Raw genomic sequence first — 15308 nt, 5'->3', positions numbered from 1 at the left:
ACTTGCGTGCTGCTCCATCTGCGCGATGACCGCGAATCTCGGCACGATGGGTGACTTCTCGTCACTCCGCGAGCTCGTGATCAGCAGAAAATCCTTGTGTGGGGCCAAAATGGACAATTCAATGACAAGGATTCCGGCTACCGCGGAATACGGTCGCGAAGGTAGGTGAGCGCGGCGAGCACCCGCCGGTTGCGATCTTCGCCGGCCACGAGTCCGAGCTTGGCGAAGATGTTGCCGACGTGCTTGTTCACCGCGGCCTCGGAGACGACGAGCCTCTCGGCGATGCCCGCGTTGGAGCAGCCCTCGGAGATCAGGCCCAGCACCTCGCGTTCGCGGTTCGACAGCCCGGCCAGCGGGTTGCGCCTCAGCAGCTTGCGGACCACCTCGGGGTCGATGACGGTCTCGCCCGCCGCCACCCGGCGCAGGGCCGCGAGGAACTCCCGCACGTCGCCGACCCTGTCCTTGAGCAGATAGCCGACGCCGGTGCCGTTGCCCGAGTCGAGCAGGTCGGCGGCATAACTCGTCTCCACGTACTGGCTCAGTGCGACGACGGGCAGGGCCGGGTTCGCTCGGCGCAACCGGACCGCGGCGCGCAGGCCCTCGTCGGTGAAGCCCGGCGGCATCCGGATGTCGGTGACGACCAGACCCGGTCCGTGTTCGGCCACGGCGGCGATCAGGGCGTCGGCGTCGGCAACCGTTGCCACCACTTGGAAGCCGAAGCGGTCGAGCAACGCGGCCAGGCCTTCGCGCAGCAGGGCGCCGTCTTCTGCCAGAACTGTGCGGATCAGCACGGGAACTCCGCTCGCACGGTGGTGGGTCCGCCGGAGGGGCTGGACAGGGACAGGGTGCCGCCGAGGGCCGCGCAGCGGTCGGCCAGGCCCGTGAGGCCGGAACCGTGCGAGGCGTCGGCACCGCCGTGGCCGTCGTCGGTGACTTCGACGGTGAGGACGTTGTGCCGCAACGATGCCGCGACCTGGATCGCGGTGGCGCCGCTGTGTTTGGTGGCGTTGCTCAGTGCTTCGGCCACCACGAAGTACGCAGCGCCCTCGATGGTGCCGGGAGGGCGTTGGGGGACGGCGCAGTGCACGGTCACCGGAATCGGCGAGCGGTCGGCCAGTTCCCTCAGCGCGGCCGGCAAACCCAGGTCCGACAAGGCCTGCGGGTGGATTCCGTGGATGAACTCCCGCAGTTCCACCAGCAACTGCTTCGCCTGCGAGTGCGCGTCGGCGACGGACTCGCTGCCGGGGGAGTCCGGTGGCAGCTCCAGCTTCGCGACGCCCAATCGCAGGATCAGGCTCACGACCCGTTGCTGGGCACCGTCGTGCAGGTCGCGTTCGATGCGGCGCCGTTCCGCGTCGAACGCGGTGACAAGACGTTCGCGCGACTGGGAAACCCGCACGAGTTCAGTCCGAAGCCGGGTGCCGGACGGGTACAGCAGGGCGCGTGCGATCGTCGCGTGCACACCTGCCACGAGCGCGAACAGGTACAGCAGCAACGGAAACAGCGCCAAGCCCGCGAGCGCGTACGGCATCGCTTCGGACACCGAGCGTGCCTCGCCGAAACCGAGGGCGAGCGCGCGGTCCGGTGCCACGAAGAACGGGCCTGAGATCAACGCGAGCACCAGCGTCAGAGCCAGTGCGAGCACCAGGGACGGCAGCGCCAGGAACGCCACGGCGCACAGGTAGCCGACGTCCCACCAGGAAGCGGGGCGACCGGCCTGTGCGGCATCGACGAGCCGCAACCGCCGGCGTTCGAGCAGAGCGACGGGACGAGCCACCGCCGGGCCGCCCACCAGCGCGAACGGCAGCGCGGTCAGGCTCACCAGCGCCACCACCGGAGTGCTCAGCACGTACGCCGTCGCCCGCCACGGCCACCTGGTCAGCAGGAACCGCCGCCGTCCAGCGGATTCCCAGATCGTGCGTTCCCCCACCTGGACCACCGTAGTCAGGTAGAGGTTTCACCACCTGCGAAGCGGACATCAACGCCAGTGACTCCCGCCCACGGCGCGCGGTTGAGTGCTCCCATGTCGTATCCAGCCGTAGAACTGCGCCAGGTCACCCGCTTCTACGGAACCAAGAACACCGGTGTCGCCGCCCTCGACGACGTCAGCCTGGCCTGCCCGGCCGGCACGTGGACCGCGATCATGGGGCCGTCGGGTTCGGGCAAGTCCACGCTGCTGCACTGCGCCGCTGGGCTGGACCAGGTCACCAGCGGCCGCGTCGTGCTGGCCGGGCGTGACATCACCACGGCAACGGACGGCGTGCTCACGGAGATGCGGCGGCGCGCGATCGGGTTCGTGTTCCAGAACTTCAACCTGATCGGGTCGCTGACCGCCGAGCAGAACGTCGCGTTTCCGTTGAAGCTGGCCGGAATCCGCGCGTCCAGGAGGGACGTCCGCCAGGTCCTCGGCAGCGTCGGGCTCGCGGACCGGGCCACGCACCGGCCGCGTGAGCTCTCCGGCGGCCAGCAGCAACGGGTCGCCATCGCCCGCGCGATGATCTCCCGCCCCGCCGTGCTGTTCGCCGACGAACCGACCGGCGCGCTGGACTCGCGGTCGGCGAGGGTGGTCCTGACGCTGTTGCGCGACATGGTGCGTGGCACCGGGCAGAGCATCGTGATGGTCACCCACGACCCCGCCGTGGCGGCCAGTGCCGACGCGGTGGTCTTCCTGGCCGACGGACGGATCGTGGACCGGGTGACCGAGCCGACCACGCACCAGGTGGCCGAGCGGCTCGCACGGCTGGAGAGCTGAATGTTCCGGATGTCGTTCGGCACGTTCCGCGAGCGGTGGGAACTGTTCGCGGGAGCCGTTCTCAGCGTGGCCGTCGGAGTCGCGCTCGTGCAGGCCTCGCTCCTCGTCCTCGCGGCCACGGGGGAGCCGCGGATCCCGGAAGGGCTGTCCCGCCAGGCCGAGGACAGGATCCGCGAAGGGTTCGTCGGCGCCGCGACGGTGATGGGCATGACCGCGTTCCTCGCCCTGTTCCTCGCGGTCTTCATCGTGGGTTCCACGTTCGGCTTCACCGTCGACCAGCGCCGCCGCGACCTCGCCCTGCTGCGGCTGACCGGAGGCAGCCGCGGTCAGGTGCGGATGTTGCTGCTGTCCGAGTCGCTGCTGCTCGGGATCGTCGGATCGGCACTGGGGGTGCCGATCGGGCTGATCGCGAAGCACGTGCAGACGTGGCTGCTCGTCGAGATCGGCCTGGTGCCGGACGGCTTCACGGCCCCGTGGCGGCTGTGGGCGGTGATCGTCGCCGGGGTCGCCGGTGTCGGTGTCGCGCTGACCGGGGTGTTCGCCGCCTCGCTGCGGGCGGCCCGGATCCGTCCCCTGGACGCCCTGCGGGAGACCGGGAAGGCCGCCAGGGTCATGACCGCCTCCCGCTGGTTGCTCGGCCTGTCCAGCACGGCCTGCACGGTCGCCATGGTGGTGTGGGCACACGGCGCGAACCTGATCGGCGCGATGATGGCGGCGCTGGGCATCTCGATGGTCGGCGCGGTCGCGATGAGCACTCTGAGCCCGCTCGTCGTCCCGTTCGCCGCCTGGCTGTGCGGCCTGCTCGCGCCCGGCAGCCTGGCCATCGCCTCCCTCAGGGACGGCGTGCGGCGCGGCGCCGCCACCGCGTCCCCGCTGATCGTGCTGGTCTCACTGCTGCTCGGCCTCGCGGGCACGTTCGGCTCGCTCGCCGACGCCGGAGGGGAGGAGGCGAAGCGGTCGCTGAACGCCCACCTCGTCGTCACCTCGAAGGGCGAACAGGCGGAACGGCTGCCCGGAATCGAAGGAGTGGCCGTCGCGTCCCGGCAGAACGCCGTGGACATCACGATCACGGCGGGGGACCGGCGAGGCGTCCACTCCGGGATCATCGCGGTCGACGCGGCCGACTACATGCACACGCACACCCTTGTTCCGGCGAGCGGTGACTTGAACGCACTCATCGGTGACACCGTTTTCGTCGGCCCCGCCCAGCACTCCGAGTGGATCGGCGCCGGCGAGGTGCTCAGCGTGGACGCAGAAGGAAAACCGCTGAGCCTCACCGTCGTCGGAGGACTTCCGGAGACCCTCGAACCGGGCGAGAACTTTTTGGTCCCGCGTCAGATTCTGCCGAGGCAGGTGTGGGCGAACGCGCCGACGGAGACGGTCATCCAGGTCGTTGCGGAACAAAACCCCGGTGTTGTCGCCGAACGGATCGAGCGTGCCGGTATCGGAGAGGTGCACACCGTGCAGGATTGGGCGAGGGCGCGTGCGGGCAGAAATCAGGCAGGAAACGTGCAGATCCTTAGTGTGCTGATGGGATTGGCCGGGCTCTACGCGCTGATGGCCGTCGTGAACTCGGTCGTCATCGCGGGCACCGAACGCCGCCGCGAGTTCGCCGTCTTCCGGGTGACCGGGCTGAGCCGGCCCCAGGTCGTCCGGACGGCTGTGGCCGAGGCCACTGCGGTGGCGATCATCGGTCTGGTGCTCGGATGCGCGGTCGCCGCCGCCGGATTGGCGGGCATCGGCGGTTCCGTGCGCGCCGCGATCGGCGTGACCGTCGTGCACGTTCCTTGGGCGCTCCTCACGGTGGTCGCGGCCGGTTCTCTCGCCGTAGTGGCGGTGACCAGCGGAATTACCGCGTTCTTGACGACACGGGAGCGGCCGGTCTCGTTGATCACGACCAAGGAATGACCTGTGTTGATCACGGCGCGGCGCGGTGATCCGCATGCGAATTCGCGAATAAGAGCTGGTAACGGAAAGCGACGCTCGGTTGCGCTCCGTTCCGCTTAGAAGATGCCGCACGCCGCTGTCAAGTTCGGGGCAATAGCCGCCGCGTTTCCACTGTTCAGTTAGCGAAAGCCCAGCTCGCGTCCTTTCGCCCACTCGGTCACGACCGTGCGACCTCCCTGCGAGAGCGTGCACATCACTGCAACAGCTGGGGATCGAACCGGAGAACGGGGGTGTTGCGTTGCGCATCTGACTGAGTACTCTGCACTCACCCCCTCAAGATCATCGCTGTTGGTCATGTTGATCATGTGGTGTTATCTTTCCGTCGCCAATTCGGGTGGTCGTGGAGCGTTGTGAAGCTGAAGAACGTGCCTGAGACGAATTACAAGACAATTCGTTCGCGGCTCACTGGTGTCGTGGTGGTTCCCAGCGTCGTCCTTCTGGCCATGTGGGCGCTGTTCTCGTCCTACACGGTGTTCGAGGGTCTCTACCTCCAGCTGGTCGCCTCCGGCGCGCGGGACGCCTCGATCCCCGCGGTCCAGTCGTTCGCGTCGCTGCAGAAGGAACGCGAGCTGAGCATGACGAGCCTGAGCCGCTCGGGTGCCAGCTCGTCGGCGTTGCTCAAGCAGCAGCAGGACACCGACAAGGACGTCGAGAAGATGAAGTCGGCGTTCGCCGAACTCGCTTCCCAGGCGCCGCAGGAGATCGTCGACGGCATCAACAAGCTCAACGGGCTGCTCGACCAGCTGCCGGACCAGCGCGAGCGCCTGGAGTCCGGCAACGCGTCCAAGGACGAGATCTACCGCTACTACAACAGCGTGCTCGACGCCGGTGGCTCGCTGTTCGGCACGCAGGCCCGCATCGTGCCCGACGCCGAGACCGTTCAGGGCGCGCTCGGTGCGCTGCAGTACTTCCAGGCCTCCGACGCGATGTCGCGGTCCAGCTCGGTCGCCGCGGGCGCGCTGGCGGCGGGCAAGTTCACGCCGGAGGAGCACCGCGAGTTCGCGAACCTCGTCGGCGCGTACCACTTCACGCTCAACGTCATCGAGCCCACCTCGCTGCCGAACGTGCGGGAACACTTCAAGCAGCTCACCGGCAGCGCGCCGTACCAGCAGCTGGTGACCCTGGAGAACCGCCTCCTGCAGAACTCGGAGAGGCCCGTCGGGCAGCAGGTGACGCTGGCGGACTACGAGAACGCCACCCGTGCGGTGTCCACCGAGCTGACGACGATGGTGCAGGAGCAGTCCACCGGGGCGGTCAACATCGCCATGGCCAACGGCAAGGACAAGTTCACCACCGTCCTCATCGGCAGCCTGATCGCCCTCATCGCGGTCATCGCCGGCATCTTCGTCGCGGTGCGCGTCTCGAACCGCCTCGTCAACAAGGCGTTGATCGTCCGCCTCATCGCACTGAAGAGCGACTCGCTCAAGCTCGCGCACGAACGACTGCCGAACATCGTCGAGCGGTTGCGCGAGGGCAAGCACGTCGACGTCGCCGCCGAGGTCCCCGCGCTCGACTACGGCAACGACGAGATCGGGCAGGTGGCCGACGCGTTCAACGCCGCGCAGTACACCGCCGTCGCCGCGGCCGTGAAGGAGTCGCAGACCCGTGAAGGCGTGAACCGGGTCTTCCTCGACATCGCGCGCCGCAACCAGGGCCTGGTGCACCGCCAGCTCAAGATCCTCGACAAGCTGGAGCGCGAGGAGGAGAACCCCGACCACCTCGACGCGTTCTTCCAGCTCGACCACCTCGCCACCCGTGCGCGCCGCAACGCCGAGAACCTGATCATCCTGACCGGCGAGCAGCCGGGCCGGCAGTGGCGCAAGCCCGTGCGCATGCTCGACGTCGTGCGCGCCGCCGTGGCCGAGACCGAGCAGTACGCCCGCGTGAAGGTCAACCCGGTGCCCGAGGTCGCGCTGGTCGGCGCCGCCGTCGCGGACACCATCCACCTGATCGCCGAGCTCGTCGACAACGCGACCTCGTTCTCCTCGCCGCGCTCGCAGGTCGAGATCCACAGCAGCGAGGTGCCGCAGGGTCTCGTCATCGAGATCGAGGACCACGGCCTCGGCATCAAGCCCGAGGACCGCGAGCTGCACAACAAGATGCTGGAAGCGCCGCCCGACTTCGAGGCGATGAGGCTGCGCGGCGAGTCCCGCCTGGGCCTGTTCGTCGTCGCCCGGCTGGCCGCCCGCCGCCACATCCACGTCGAGCTGCGCGACTGCCCGTCCGGCGGCACCATCGCGCTGGTCCTGATCCCGTCCGAGCTGATCGTCGGCGAGGCGGGCGCGGTGGACCCCGCGGACTCGGTCCAGATGCCCAAGCCGACGTTCCGCCAGCAGGCGCTGCAGCAGGCCTCGCGGTCACCGGAGGCCCTGGAGTCCTCGGTTCCGATGCAGGGCGACCTGACGCGGGATCCCCGGCCCGCCGAGCGCCCCACCGAGACCTTCCACCTGGACGAGTTCTGGGCCGGGAGGGCAGTGGGAAACGGCCGGAGCCCAGGCCCGGAAAGGGACCTGGACAGCAGCAGCGGGCAGATCGAGCTGCCCCGGGAAGACCGCCTGGCAGGCGTCTGGCCGACAGACGACCCGGGGGAAGGTGAGGAGACGACGCGTCAGAACGCCCGGCCGGAGCTGCCGCGCCGGAGGCGGCAGCAGCACCTCGTACCTCAGCTGGCCAACGACGAACCCCGGCCGATGCCCGAACTCGCGGAGTTCAACCCCGAGGAACGGGCGGAACGCACCCGCGACGGAATGTCCGCCTTCCAGCAGGGCACGCGCAGCGCCCGCCAGGCCGACGACGTCGTGGAACCGTGATCACGAAACTGAAAGGGCTATTTCCGTGGACGACCTGACCGGCGGGCACCCCGAGCTCAACTGGCTGCTGGAGGACCTCGTCGCGAGAGTGGTCGGTGCCCGGCACGCGGTGGTGCTCTCCGCGGACGGCCTGCTGCTCGCCCACTCTCCCGAGCTGTCCAAGGACGACTCCGACCACCTCTCGGCGATGGCGTCGGCGTTCCAGAGCCTCGCTCGCGGAACCGGACGCCACTTCGGTGGTGGCCAGGTCCGCCAGACCATCGTGGAGATGGAGCGCGCGCACCTGTTCGTCACCGCGGCGGGGCAGGGAGCCTGTCTCGCGGTGGTGGGCGACGAGGACGCCGACATGGGCATGATCGCCTACGAGATGAACATGCTCGTGAAGCGCGTAGGCGCCTACCTCTCGTCGGCACCGCGAACACTGGCGTCGCCGAGGATGCCCAACCCCCTAGGGTTGTCATGAGCAACTCCTCCGACTGGTGGTACGACGAGGCGGCGGGCCCCATGGTCCGCCCGTACGCGATGGTGAGCGGCCGCACCAGGCCCAAGCCCGCGGGTGAGGACCTGACCCTCACGACCCAGGTCCGGGCGCTGCGTACGACGACGGACCAGGGCACGTTGTCCGTAGAGCACCTGGAGATCATCAAGCTCTGCCGGAAACCGCTTTCCGTCGCGGAGGTCGCTGCCTACCTGCACGCACCGCTCGTCGTGGTGAAGGTGCTGCTGAGCGACCTCATCCAGCGCGGAGACGTCATCACCAGCGGCCCGGCCACCACGGTGGTCCCGGTCGACATGAACCTACTCCAGAAGGTGCTCGATGGTGTCCGTGCAATCTGAGCAGGGGCGTGAGGAATTCACCATCCCCTCCTCCGTCAAGATCGTCGTCGCCGGCGGTTTCGGCGTCGGCAAGACCACGATGGTCGGCGCGGTCAGCGAGATCACCCCGCTGCGGACCGAGGAGCTGCTCACCGAGGCCGGCGAGGAGATCGACGACCTCTACGGCGTCGAGGGCAAGACCACGACCACGGTCGCCCTGGACTTCGGCCGCATCACGATCAACCCCGAACTGGTGCTCTACCTGTTCGGCACGCCGGGCCAGGACCGCTTCTGGTTCCTGTGGGACGAGCTCGCCGTCGGCGCGATCGGCGCGGTCGTCCTGGTCGACACCCGCAGGCTCGACGCGGGCTTCGGCGCGATCGACTTCTTCGAGCGGCGGGGCATCCCGTTCGTCGTGGCGGTGAACTGCTTCCAGGGCAGCCACTCCTACACGGCGGAGGAGATGCGCGTGGCGCTGGACGTCGCGGACACGGTGCCGTTGGTGCTGTGCGACGCCCGCGACCGCGAGTCGTGCAAGGCAGTGCTGGTCCGCGTGATCGAACACGCGATGAACCGGCTCGACGTGATGGCCTGACCTGACCTCTGTTGAAGCCCTTGGCGTTGTGCGCCAAGGGCTTCAGCTGTTGCTACGGCCTGATCTGCTCCAGCCGGCAGCGGAACGGCCTGAGGATCGGCGGCACCTCGGTGAGCCGGTAGCCGGGCACCTGCTCGGGATCCTCGGCGATCCCCGCCAGCGTTTCCGCCACGTACTCCAGGTGGCTGCGCGTGTAGACCCGGCGCGGGATCGCGAGCCGCACCAGTTCGAACGGCGCCGGCGTGATCAGGTTTCCGGCTGAGTCGATGTCCCCGAGGTAGAGCGAACCCACCTCGGCACAACGGATTCCGCCCGCGAGGTACAGCTCCGACGCGAGCGCGTGGCCGGTGAACCTGCTCGGCGGGATGTGCGGAAGCAGCCTGCCCGCGTTGAGGTAGACCGCGTGCACCCCCGCCGGCCGCACACTGTCCACACCGGCCTCACGCGCGCAGTCGGCGAGGTACGCGGTGGCCTCGGCCCGCTCGCGCAGGTACATCGGGTCGGTGACCTCGAGCAGACCCTGCGCGCACATGTCCAGGTCTCGGCCGGAAAGCCCGCCGTACGTGCTGAACCCCTCGGTGGCGATCAGCAGGAGTTCGCACTGCTTGGCCAGGTCCTTGTCCTGCAGCGCGAGCATCCCTCCGATGTGGACGATGCCGTCCTTCTTCAGGCTCAGCACGCACCCGTCGGCGAGCCGGAACGCCTTCTTCGCGACCTCGCGTGGAGTGTGGTCGCGGTACTTCTCCTCCCGCTGCGTCACGAGCCACGCGTTCTCGGCGAACCGGGCCGCGTCGAGGATGAACGGCACACCGTGCCTGCGGCACAACTTCTTCACGGCCTTGAGGTTCGCCATCGACACCGGCTGCCCGCCGCCGCCGTTGTTGGTGATCGTCATGAGCACCAGGCCGACGTCCTCGGGGCCCTCCAGCAACTCCTCGAGTGCGACGAGGTCGATGTTGCCCTTGAACGGCTCGTCGCTGTCGAGGTCCGCGAAGGCCGGCGACGGCAGGTCCCGCACGACGCCGCCCGCCAGTTCGACGTTCGCGCGGGTGGTGTCGAAGTGCGTGTTGCTGACCGAGATCTGCCCGGGTTTCAGCAGCGAGCCGAACAGGATCCGTTCCGCAGCCCGGCCCTGGTGCACGGGAAGGATGTGCTCGTAGCCCGTGAGGTCCTCGGTCACCGCGCGGAACCGGAACCAGGAACGGGACCCCGCGTAGGTCTCGTCGCCGCGCATTCCCGCTGCCTGCTGCTCGGCGGACAACGCGCCGGTGCCGGAATCGCTCAGCAGGTCGATCGTGACGTCTTCCGCCGTGAGGTTGAACTGGTTGTACCCGGCGTCGGCGTAGCGGCGTTCCCGGAACTCGCGGGTGGTGATGGGAATGGGCTCGACGACCTTGATGCGGTACGGCTCCACGACGGGCCTTTCTTCGGTGCGGCGGATAGTGGTGTGGTTCGGAACGTCGCCGGTCGCCGACGGGCCGGGCCGCGCCACTAGACAAGCAGTGCTTTGGCGCGGGATGGGGTGACGTCGTACGCCTCGGACGACAGGTAGACCGAGACTCCCGGTTTCGGCCTGCCCAGCCGCAGCGACACGTGGGCGATCAGGCCCACGCCGTCACCGAGGGGGCGCTGGACGAGGCTCGCGAGCGCCATGACGAACGGCGCCGGGTCGAACCCGCACCTGGCCATGATCGCCAGGACGCGCTCGCAGGCTTCGAGGTCGTCCTGCACGTAGTCGCGCACCGGGATGTAGAGGGAGTAGCCGCTGGGCCGCTCGGTGTCGCCGGACAGGAAGGTGTAGCTCGACATCAGCGGACGCCGGGAGAACGGTCCCGCGCCGCCGCAGGCGAGTTCGCAGACGTCCGCCAGGAGCACCGGGTCGACGTCGGGGACCGCCGCCGCTGCCGCCACCACGTCCGCGATCACCGCGTCGTCGTGCGACACGTAGGTCTTCACACGTGCCCGGTTCTCGTCCGTGAGGTCGAGGGCGAAGAAGGAGAACCGGTCCAGCCCGTCGCGCCGCAGCCCGTGCTCCGAGATGGCCGGGAGCGCCGCGCTCAGGCCGAGCCGGGACAGTCCTTCACCGACGAGGGCGGTCGCGCTCTCACGGCCGCGCACGTCGGGGTTGAGGTAGACCTTGATCGCGGGCGGCGTCTCCGGCCCGACGATCAGCGAGTACCAGAACGCGAACGCGCCCTGCGGGTCGTCCGGCAGGAACAGGTCGCGCACCCGGTCGAGCTGCCCGAGGTTCAGCCCGCGCCGCCGCGCCAGCCGGTCGAGCACGCCGAGCGCCGCGGCGAGATTGGCGCGCGGACCGGGTTGTTCGGCGAGCGATTCGACGATCATGCGGACGACCGGTCGTTCGTTTTGGGCCAAAGCCACCGAGAATTCGACTGGAGTGTGGTCGTCGGCGACATTGGAGGTCCAATGGGGAACCGCGGAGAGAGGCAGTCTGCAACCAGGGCCCAATGTCTCACCCAGCAGTTTTGTCGCGCTTTGCGCTGAGTCCGCTAAACCGACGGCGCGAAGGAGGTCGCGTAGTTGTCCGATGGCGAAATCGTGCAGGGAGACGGCTGGCGCGCTCAAGATGGGGCACTCCTGATCGGGCCGGTAATCCGGTCGGTTGCAATCCTGACGGGGTGGAATCGCAACGTGAATTCTCTCAACCCGCCACATGCCCAGGTCAAGAGCCAAGGGGGTTGCGTGCGACACTCTGCGCTGTGATCAAGATTGCACCGCTCGGTCTATTGACTTGATCGCTCCCTGCTGTCTTCGTGCGCAATTGTGTCTGCGGGCATGAGTGTGCTATGCGTGATCGCCAATGGTGTCGCAGAGTGAAGGATTGTGCTAATCGCGGGCATTGTGGTATTACGTTCGTTTACGGCCCGTTTGTCCCGGTACAAAAGAAAAACGGGGGTGCCCGCATCGCGGAACACCCCCGTTCGGGGCTTGTTTCGACACTTCTCAGCTGTACGTCTTCGCGCACCGCTCTTTACCAGGACAACTGCGGATCATCCGCACCGAAGGCGCCTCGTCGATCCTGTCGGGCGGGTTCGCCGCCCCGTCCGGCCACTGCACGGAGATCGCGATCGACGCCGCGTTGTTGTCGTAGTTCTTCTCCAGCAACGCGCGGTCGGAGTTCACGACGTTGACCACGTCGTAGACGCCGGACTTCACGTGCGTGAGGTCCAGCCACTGGAAGTCGACGTCGTGCTTGTAGTCGTCGCCGGAGCCGACCGAGATGCCGAACGCGACGTCCACAGCGGACGGGTTGTGGTGCTCGCACATGTGCCCGTTCAGGCGCTCCGCGAGCTTGCCCGCCGGGCTGTCCGGGTCTGAGGGCCGGTGCTCGAGGTCGTCGGAGACGGTGTAGCGGTCGCCGATGCAGAACCCGTTCTTGCGGTCGGTCACCACCACGCCGCCGTCGGGCGTGCGCAGCTGGAAGTACTCGAAGTTGAGCAGGTGCCAGTGCGTGTGCGTGGGGGCGGGCTCGTAGTACGCGCTGGAGTTCGTCTCGCGCCGCGCCTCGTTGTACGAGCCGGCGATCGAACCGTCCACACCGGACTGGATGGCCTGGCGCACGTTCATCGTCGGCGTGGACGTGCTGTCGCGGTGCGCGTGCAGCAGCAACGGGCCGTCGCCGACGTTGTCGATCGAGGTGGTGAACCGCAGGCGGACGGCCTGGGCGGTGCCGCCGCGGTACATGCACTTGCCCCGTGCCGCTGAGGCGTCCTCCACCAGGCACACGTCCCAGGCGCGGCACAGCAACGGGGAGCCGTCGTGGCCGCCGGGACAGCCGATGGGCGCCTGGCGGAGATCGGGCAGCAGCGGCGCGGGATCGGCCTGGACGTGCTGCGAGGAGACGAGGTTGACCGCGGTGATCGTGAGTGCTGCGATCACCGCGCCGATTCTGCTGACCATGCGGCGTTCTCCTGGGTCGAGGAGCTCCTGGCGGCGCGCAGGAGCGTGTCCGTCACGGAGTTGGAGAGCTCGACGCTGGAGTTCCAGCTCGTGACGTCGGGGTAGACGTGGGCCGTGGTGGCGAGCAGCAGCCGCGTGCCGGGCACCTCGACGGCCGGGCGCTTCGTGAGATACCCCAGCGGGTACACCGGTTCGACGAACGGCGCCTTGAACACGCGCACCTCGTCGACGTCGTCCGGCGTGAGTCCTTTGTGGATTCTCAGCAGCTGTTCGGTCCAGCGGCGGGCGATGCTCTCGGAGTCCTCGCGGTACAGCGCGGACTCCCGATCGGTGTAGTGCATGACGTACACGAGATGCCGGTCGCCGTAGCGCTGTGAGCCCGTCAGCGGGGTCATCTCGATCACGCCGTCGAAGTCCGTGCCGCAGCGCAGCACCGGCGCCCAGTAGTGCCCGGACAACGGCTTGCGCAGGAAGAACAACGTGTTGACGACACCCTGGTACGGCAGCTGGACCTCGGGCAGCCGCGGTGCCAGCTCGGCGTCCGCGATGGCCCGCAACGCCGGCAGCGGGACCGTGGAGACCGCGTGGTCCGCCTCGATCGTCTCGCCGTCGGCCAGCGTCACGACCACGCGGTCGGCCGAAGCCTCAAGCCTGCCAACGGGAGCGGAGACGCGGACCTCGCCGCCATGAGCCTCGATGGAGGCCCTCAGCGCGTCGATCACGCTCTTGTAGCCACCGGCCGGGTAACCGCGGACCGCCTCGTTGCTCTCGCGGCCCAGGCGCTGCCACACGTACAGCGCGGGCACGTCACCGAACGCGGAGCCGAACTTCGCACCGAACATCGGCGCGAGCAGCATCTCCCAGATGGTGTCGCCGTACAGGCCGCGCAACCAGTCCTCGGTGCGCAGGTTGTCGAGGTCCTTGCCCTTGCCCAGCCTGCGCAGCAGCAGCGAGACCACGCCGAAGCGGATCCGGTTCACCAGGCTCAGCGGCCGGAACCGCAGCAGGTCCAGCGCCGAGTTGAACGAGCGGTGCTCGCCCTCGACGATCATGCCCATCGTGGTCGGGTTCCAGCCGACGCTCTCGCGCAGGCCGACCTCGTCCAGCAGTGCCAGCAACGCCGCGTCGGTCGGCATCACGCAGTGGTAGAAGCGTTCCACCGACCGGCCCTGCGACGTGAAGAACGTGCCGAGGCCACCGAGCTGGTCGCTGGCTTCGAGAAGCGTCACGGCCATGCCCTCGCGGGCGAGGCGGTGCGCGGTGGCGAGGCCGCAGATGCCCCCGCCGATCACGACGACCCGCGCGGCCATCAGAGCTTCCGGAACGGAACGGGCGCGAGGCGGTCACGCGTGAGCAGGAGCAGGTACTGCTTGAGCGTGCGGCCGAGCCGGAGCTTGCTGGCGCCGGGCTTGCGGTCGTAGCGCAGGTGCAGCGGGATCTCGCTGACGATCGGCCCGCAGTGCCGCAGCTTGAGCAGGAGTTCGACCATGCAGGCGAACCCGCGTTCCTCGACCAGGCGCTCGCCCCAGTGCGCGGTGGCACGGCGCAGCAGGCTCACCCGGTAGGCGCGGAAGCCGCTGGTGAAGTCGCGGACGCCGTCGAAGTGCAGGATCTTGCCGAACACGACGCGGGCGCCGCGCGAGAGCAGCCTGCGCCACTGCGGCGCCGTCGAGTCGTCGCCGCCGGAAACGAAGCGGGAGCAGATGACGACGTCCGCGCCGGCCTTGATCTCGGCCAGCATCGCGGGGAAAACGCCGGGGTCGTGGGTGTCGTCGGCGTCCATGACGATCAGGACGTGCTCCGGCGAGGCCTCGGCGAGCACGGCCCGCAGTCCCGACTGGACGGCCTGGCCGAGCCCGAGGTTGACCGGGTGGGTCACCAGGCGGACGTCGAGGCCGCGCACGCCGGTCACGCTGGCGCCGGTGCCGTCGGAGGAGCCGTCGTCGACCACCCACACGGTGATCCGGTCGGCGAGATCGGTGCCGGCGATGCGCGCCAGCAGCGACGGAAGTGCCACCGCCTCGTTGTAGGCGGGCAGGACGACGTGCACATCGCCGCACGTGCGGATCGGCTTCTGCACGATCGCGACCGGTTCGCCGGCGGAATGCCGGATGCCGTGTTCGTCGACTCTCACGCTCAATGCCCCCTCTTCGGTGGCTCGTGGTTGGTGGCGTGAATTATTGACACGGCGTGCTAAAGCTTTGAGGCGGCCCTGGGTGAGTTCAGGGCAGGAACAACGTCGAAACCTCACCAACTGCGTTCACGCGGGACACAGAAGAGGGATATTGATACCCGAAGAGATGATTTCTCAGCGCTCATTCACTCTTTCGTGCACGCCTGCGGCCACAACTCCTTCGATCGGATGATCTTCCATGAGGCGATTCTCGGCGGTTGCCGTTCCAGCAGCTCCCCTCCCCGCGCGCGAGGCTGAGCACAGACGCCCCCCGCAGCGCCCCCTCAAACCGTC

General features: G+C 68.5%; 13 protein-coding genes. 6 read left to right on the top strand and 7 right to left on the bottom strand.

What is annotated here, in order from left to right; genetic code table 11:
• Positions 1-137: 137 nt before the first annotated feature.
• A complete protein-coding gene (locus SK854_RS04170; RefSeq protein ID WP_319973717.1) occupies positions 138-785 on the bottom strand; it encodes a response regulator transcription factor in 648 nt (215 codons plus the stop codon).
• Positions 785-1930, bottom strand: a complete 1146-nt coding sequence (locus SK854_RS04165; RefSeq protein ID WP_319973596.1) for a sensor histidine kinase — start codon at positions 1928-1930, stop codon at positions 785-787. Before SK854_RS04165 ends, SK854_RS04170 begins: the two co-directional genes overlap by 1 nt.
• 93 nt (positions 1931-2023) lie before the next feature.
• Here SK854_RS04165 and SK854_RS04160 point away from each other — a divergent pair, with 93 nt between their 5' ends.
• The 6 genes from SK854_RS04160 (at position 2024) to SK854_RS04135 (ending at position 8920) form a co-directional block, all read left to right on the top strand.
• On the top strand, positions 2024-2752 hold the full coding sequence (locus SK854_RS04160) for an ABC transporter ATP-binding protein (protein ID WP_319973595.1): 729 nt from the start codon (positions 2024-2026) through the stop codon (positions 2750-2752).
• Positions 2753-4660 (top strand): FtsX-like permease family protein, encoded by a 1908-nt coding sequence (locus tag SK854_RS04155; RefSeq protein ID WP_319973594.1) that lies wholly within the window; start codon positions 2753-2755, stop codon positions 4658-4660.
• Positions 4661-5112: 452 nt separating this feature from the next.
• The gene (locus SK854_RS04150) at positions 5113-7509 is read left to right on the top strand and encodes a sensor histidine kinase (protein WP_319973593.1); all 2397 of its coding nucleotides are present in this window, start codon (positions 5113-5115) and stop codon (positions 7507-7509) included.
• A gap of 25 nt (positions 7510-7534) precedes the next feature.
• On the top strand, positions 7535-7972 hold the full coding sequence (locus SK854_RS04145; protein ID WP_030475700.1) for a roadblock/LC7 domain-containing protein: 438 nt from the start codon (positions 7535-7537) through the stop codon (positions 7970-7972).
• The gene (locus tag SK854_RS04140; RefSeq protein WP_319973592.1) at positions 7969-8346 is read left to right on the top strand and encodes a DUF742 domain-containing protein; all 378 of its coding nucleotides are present in this window, start codon (positions 7969-7971) and stop codon (positions 8344-8346) included. Before SK854_RS04145 ends, SK854_RS04140 begins: the two co-directional genes overlap by 4 nt.
• Positions 8327-8920, top strand: coding sequence for a GTP-binding protein (locus SK854_RS04135; RefSeq protein ID WP_319973591.1), 594 nt, complete (start codon positions 8327-8329; stop codon positions 8918-8920). Before SK854_RS04140 ends, SK854_RS04135 begins: the two co-directional genes overlap by 20 nt.
• A 52-nt stretch (positions 8921-8972) precedes the next feature.
• Here SK854_RS04135 and SK854_RS04130 read toward each other — a convergent pair whose 3' ends face one another.
• From SK854_RS04130 to SK854_RS04110, 5 genes are all read right to left on the bottom strand, one after another.
• Positions 8973-10334, bottom strand: a complete 1362-nt coding sequence (locus SK854_RS04130; protein ID WP_319973590.1) for a tryptophanase — start codon at positions 10332-10334, stop codon at positions 8973-8975.
• A gap of 77 nt (positions 10335-10411) precedes the next feature.
• Positions 10412-11596, bottom strand: a complete 1185-nt coding sequence (locus tag SK854_RS04125; protein ID WP_319973716.1) for a tryptophan dimethylallyltransferase family protein — start codon at positions 11594-11596, stop codon at positions 10412-10414.
• A 288-nt stretch (positions 11597-11884) separates the two neighbouring features.
• Positions 11885-12841 carry a lysyl oxidase family protein gene (locus tag SK854_RS04120; RefSeq protein ID WP_319973589.1) on the bottom strand — a complete coding sequence of 319 codons (957 nt, stop codon included), beginning with the start codon at positions 12839-12841 and terminating at the stop codon, positions 11885-11887.
• Complete coding sequence (locus tag SK854_RS04115; protein ID WP_319973588.1) at positions 12817-14151, bottom strand: NAD(P)/FAD-dependent oxidoreductase; 1335 nt, start codon at positions 14149-14151, stop codon at positions 12817-12819. Before SK854_RS04115 ends, SK854_RS04120 begins: the two co-directional genes overlap by 25 nt.
• On the bottom strand, positions 14151-14975 hold the full coding sequence (locus SK854_RS04110) for a glycosyltransferase (RefSeq protein ID WP_319973587.1): 825 nt from the start codon (positions 14973-14975) through the stop codon (positions 14151-14153). Before SK854_RS04110 ends, SK854_RS04115 begins: the two co-directional genes overlap by 1 nt.
• Positions 14976-15308 lie beyond the last annotated feature (333 nt).

Source organism: Lentzea sokolovensis (genome assembly GCF_033949975.1).
GTDB classification, from domain to species: Bacteria; Actinomycetota; Actinomycetes; order Mycobacteriales; family Pseudonocardiaceae; genus Lentzea; species Lentzea sokolovensis.
This window is presented reverse-complemented; position numbering and strand designations above follow the sequence as displayed.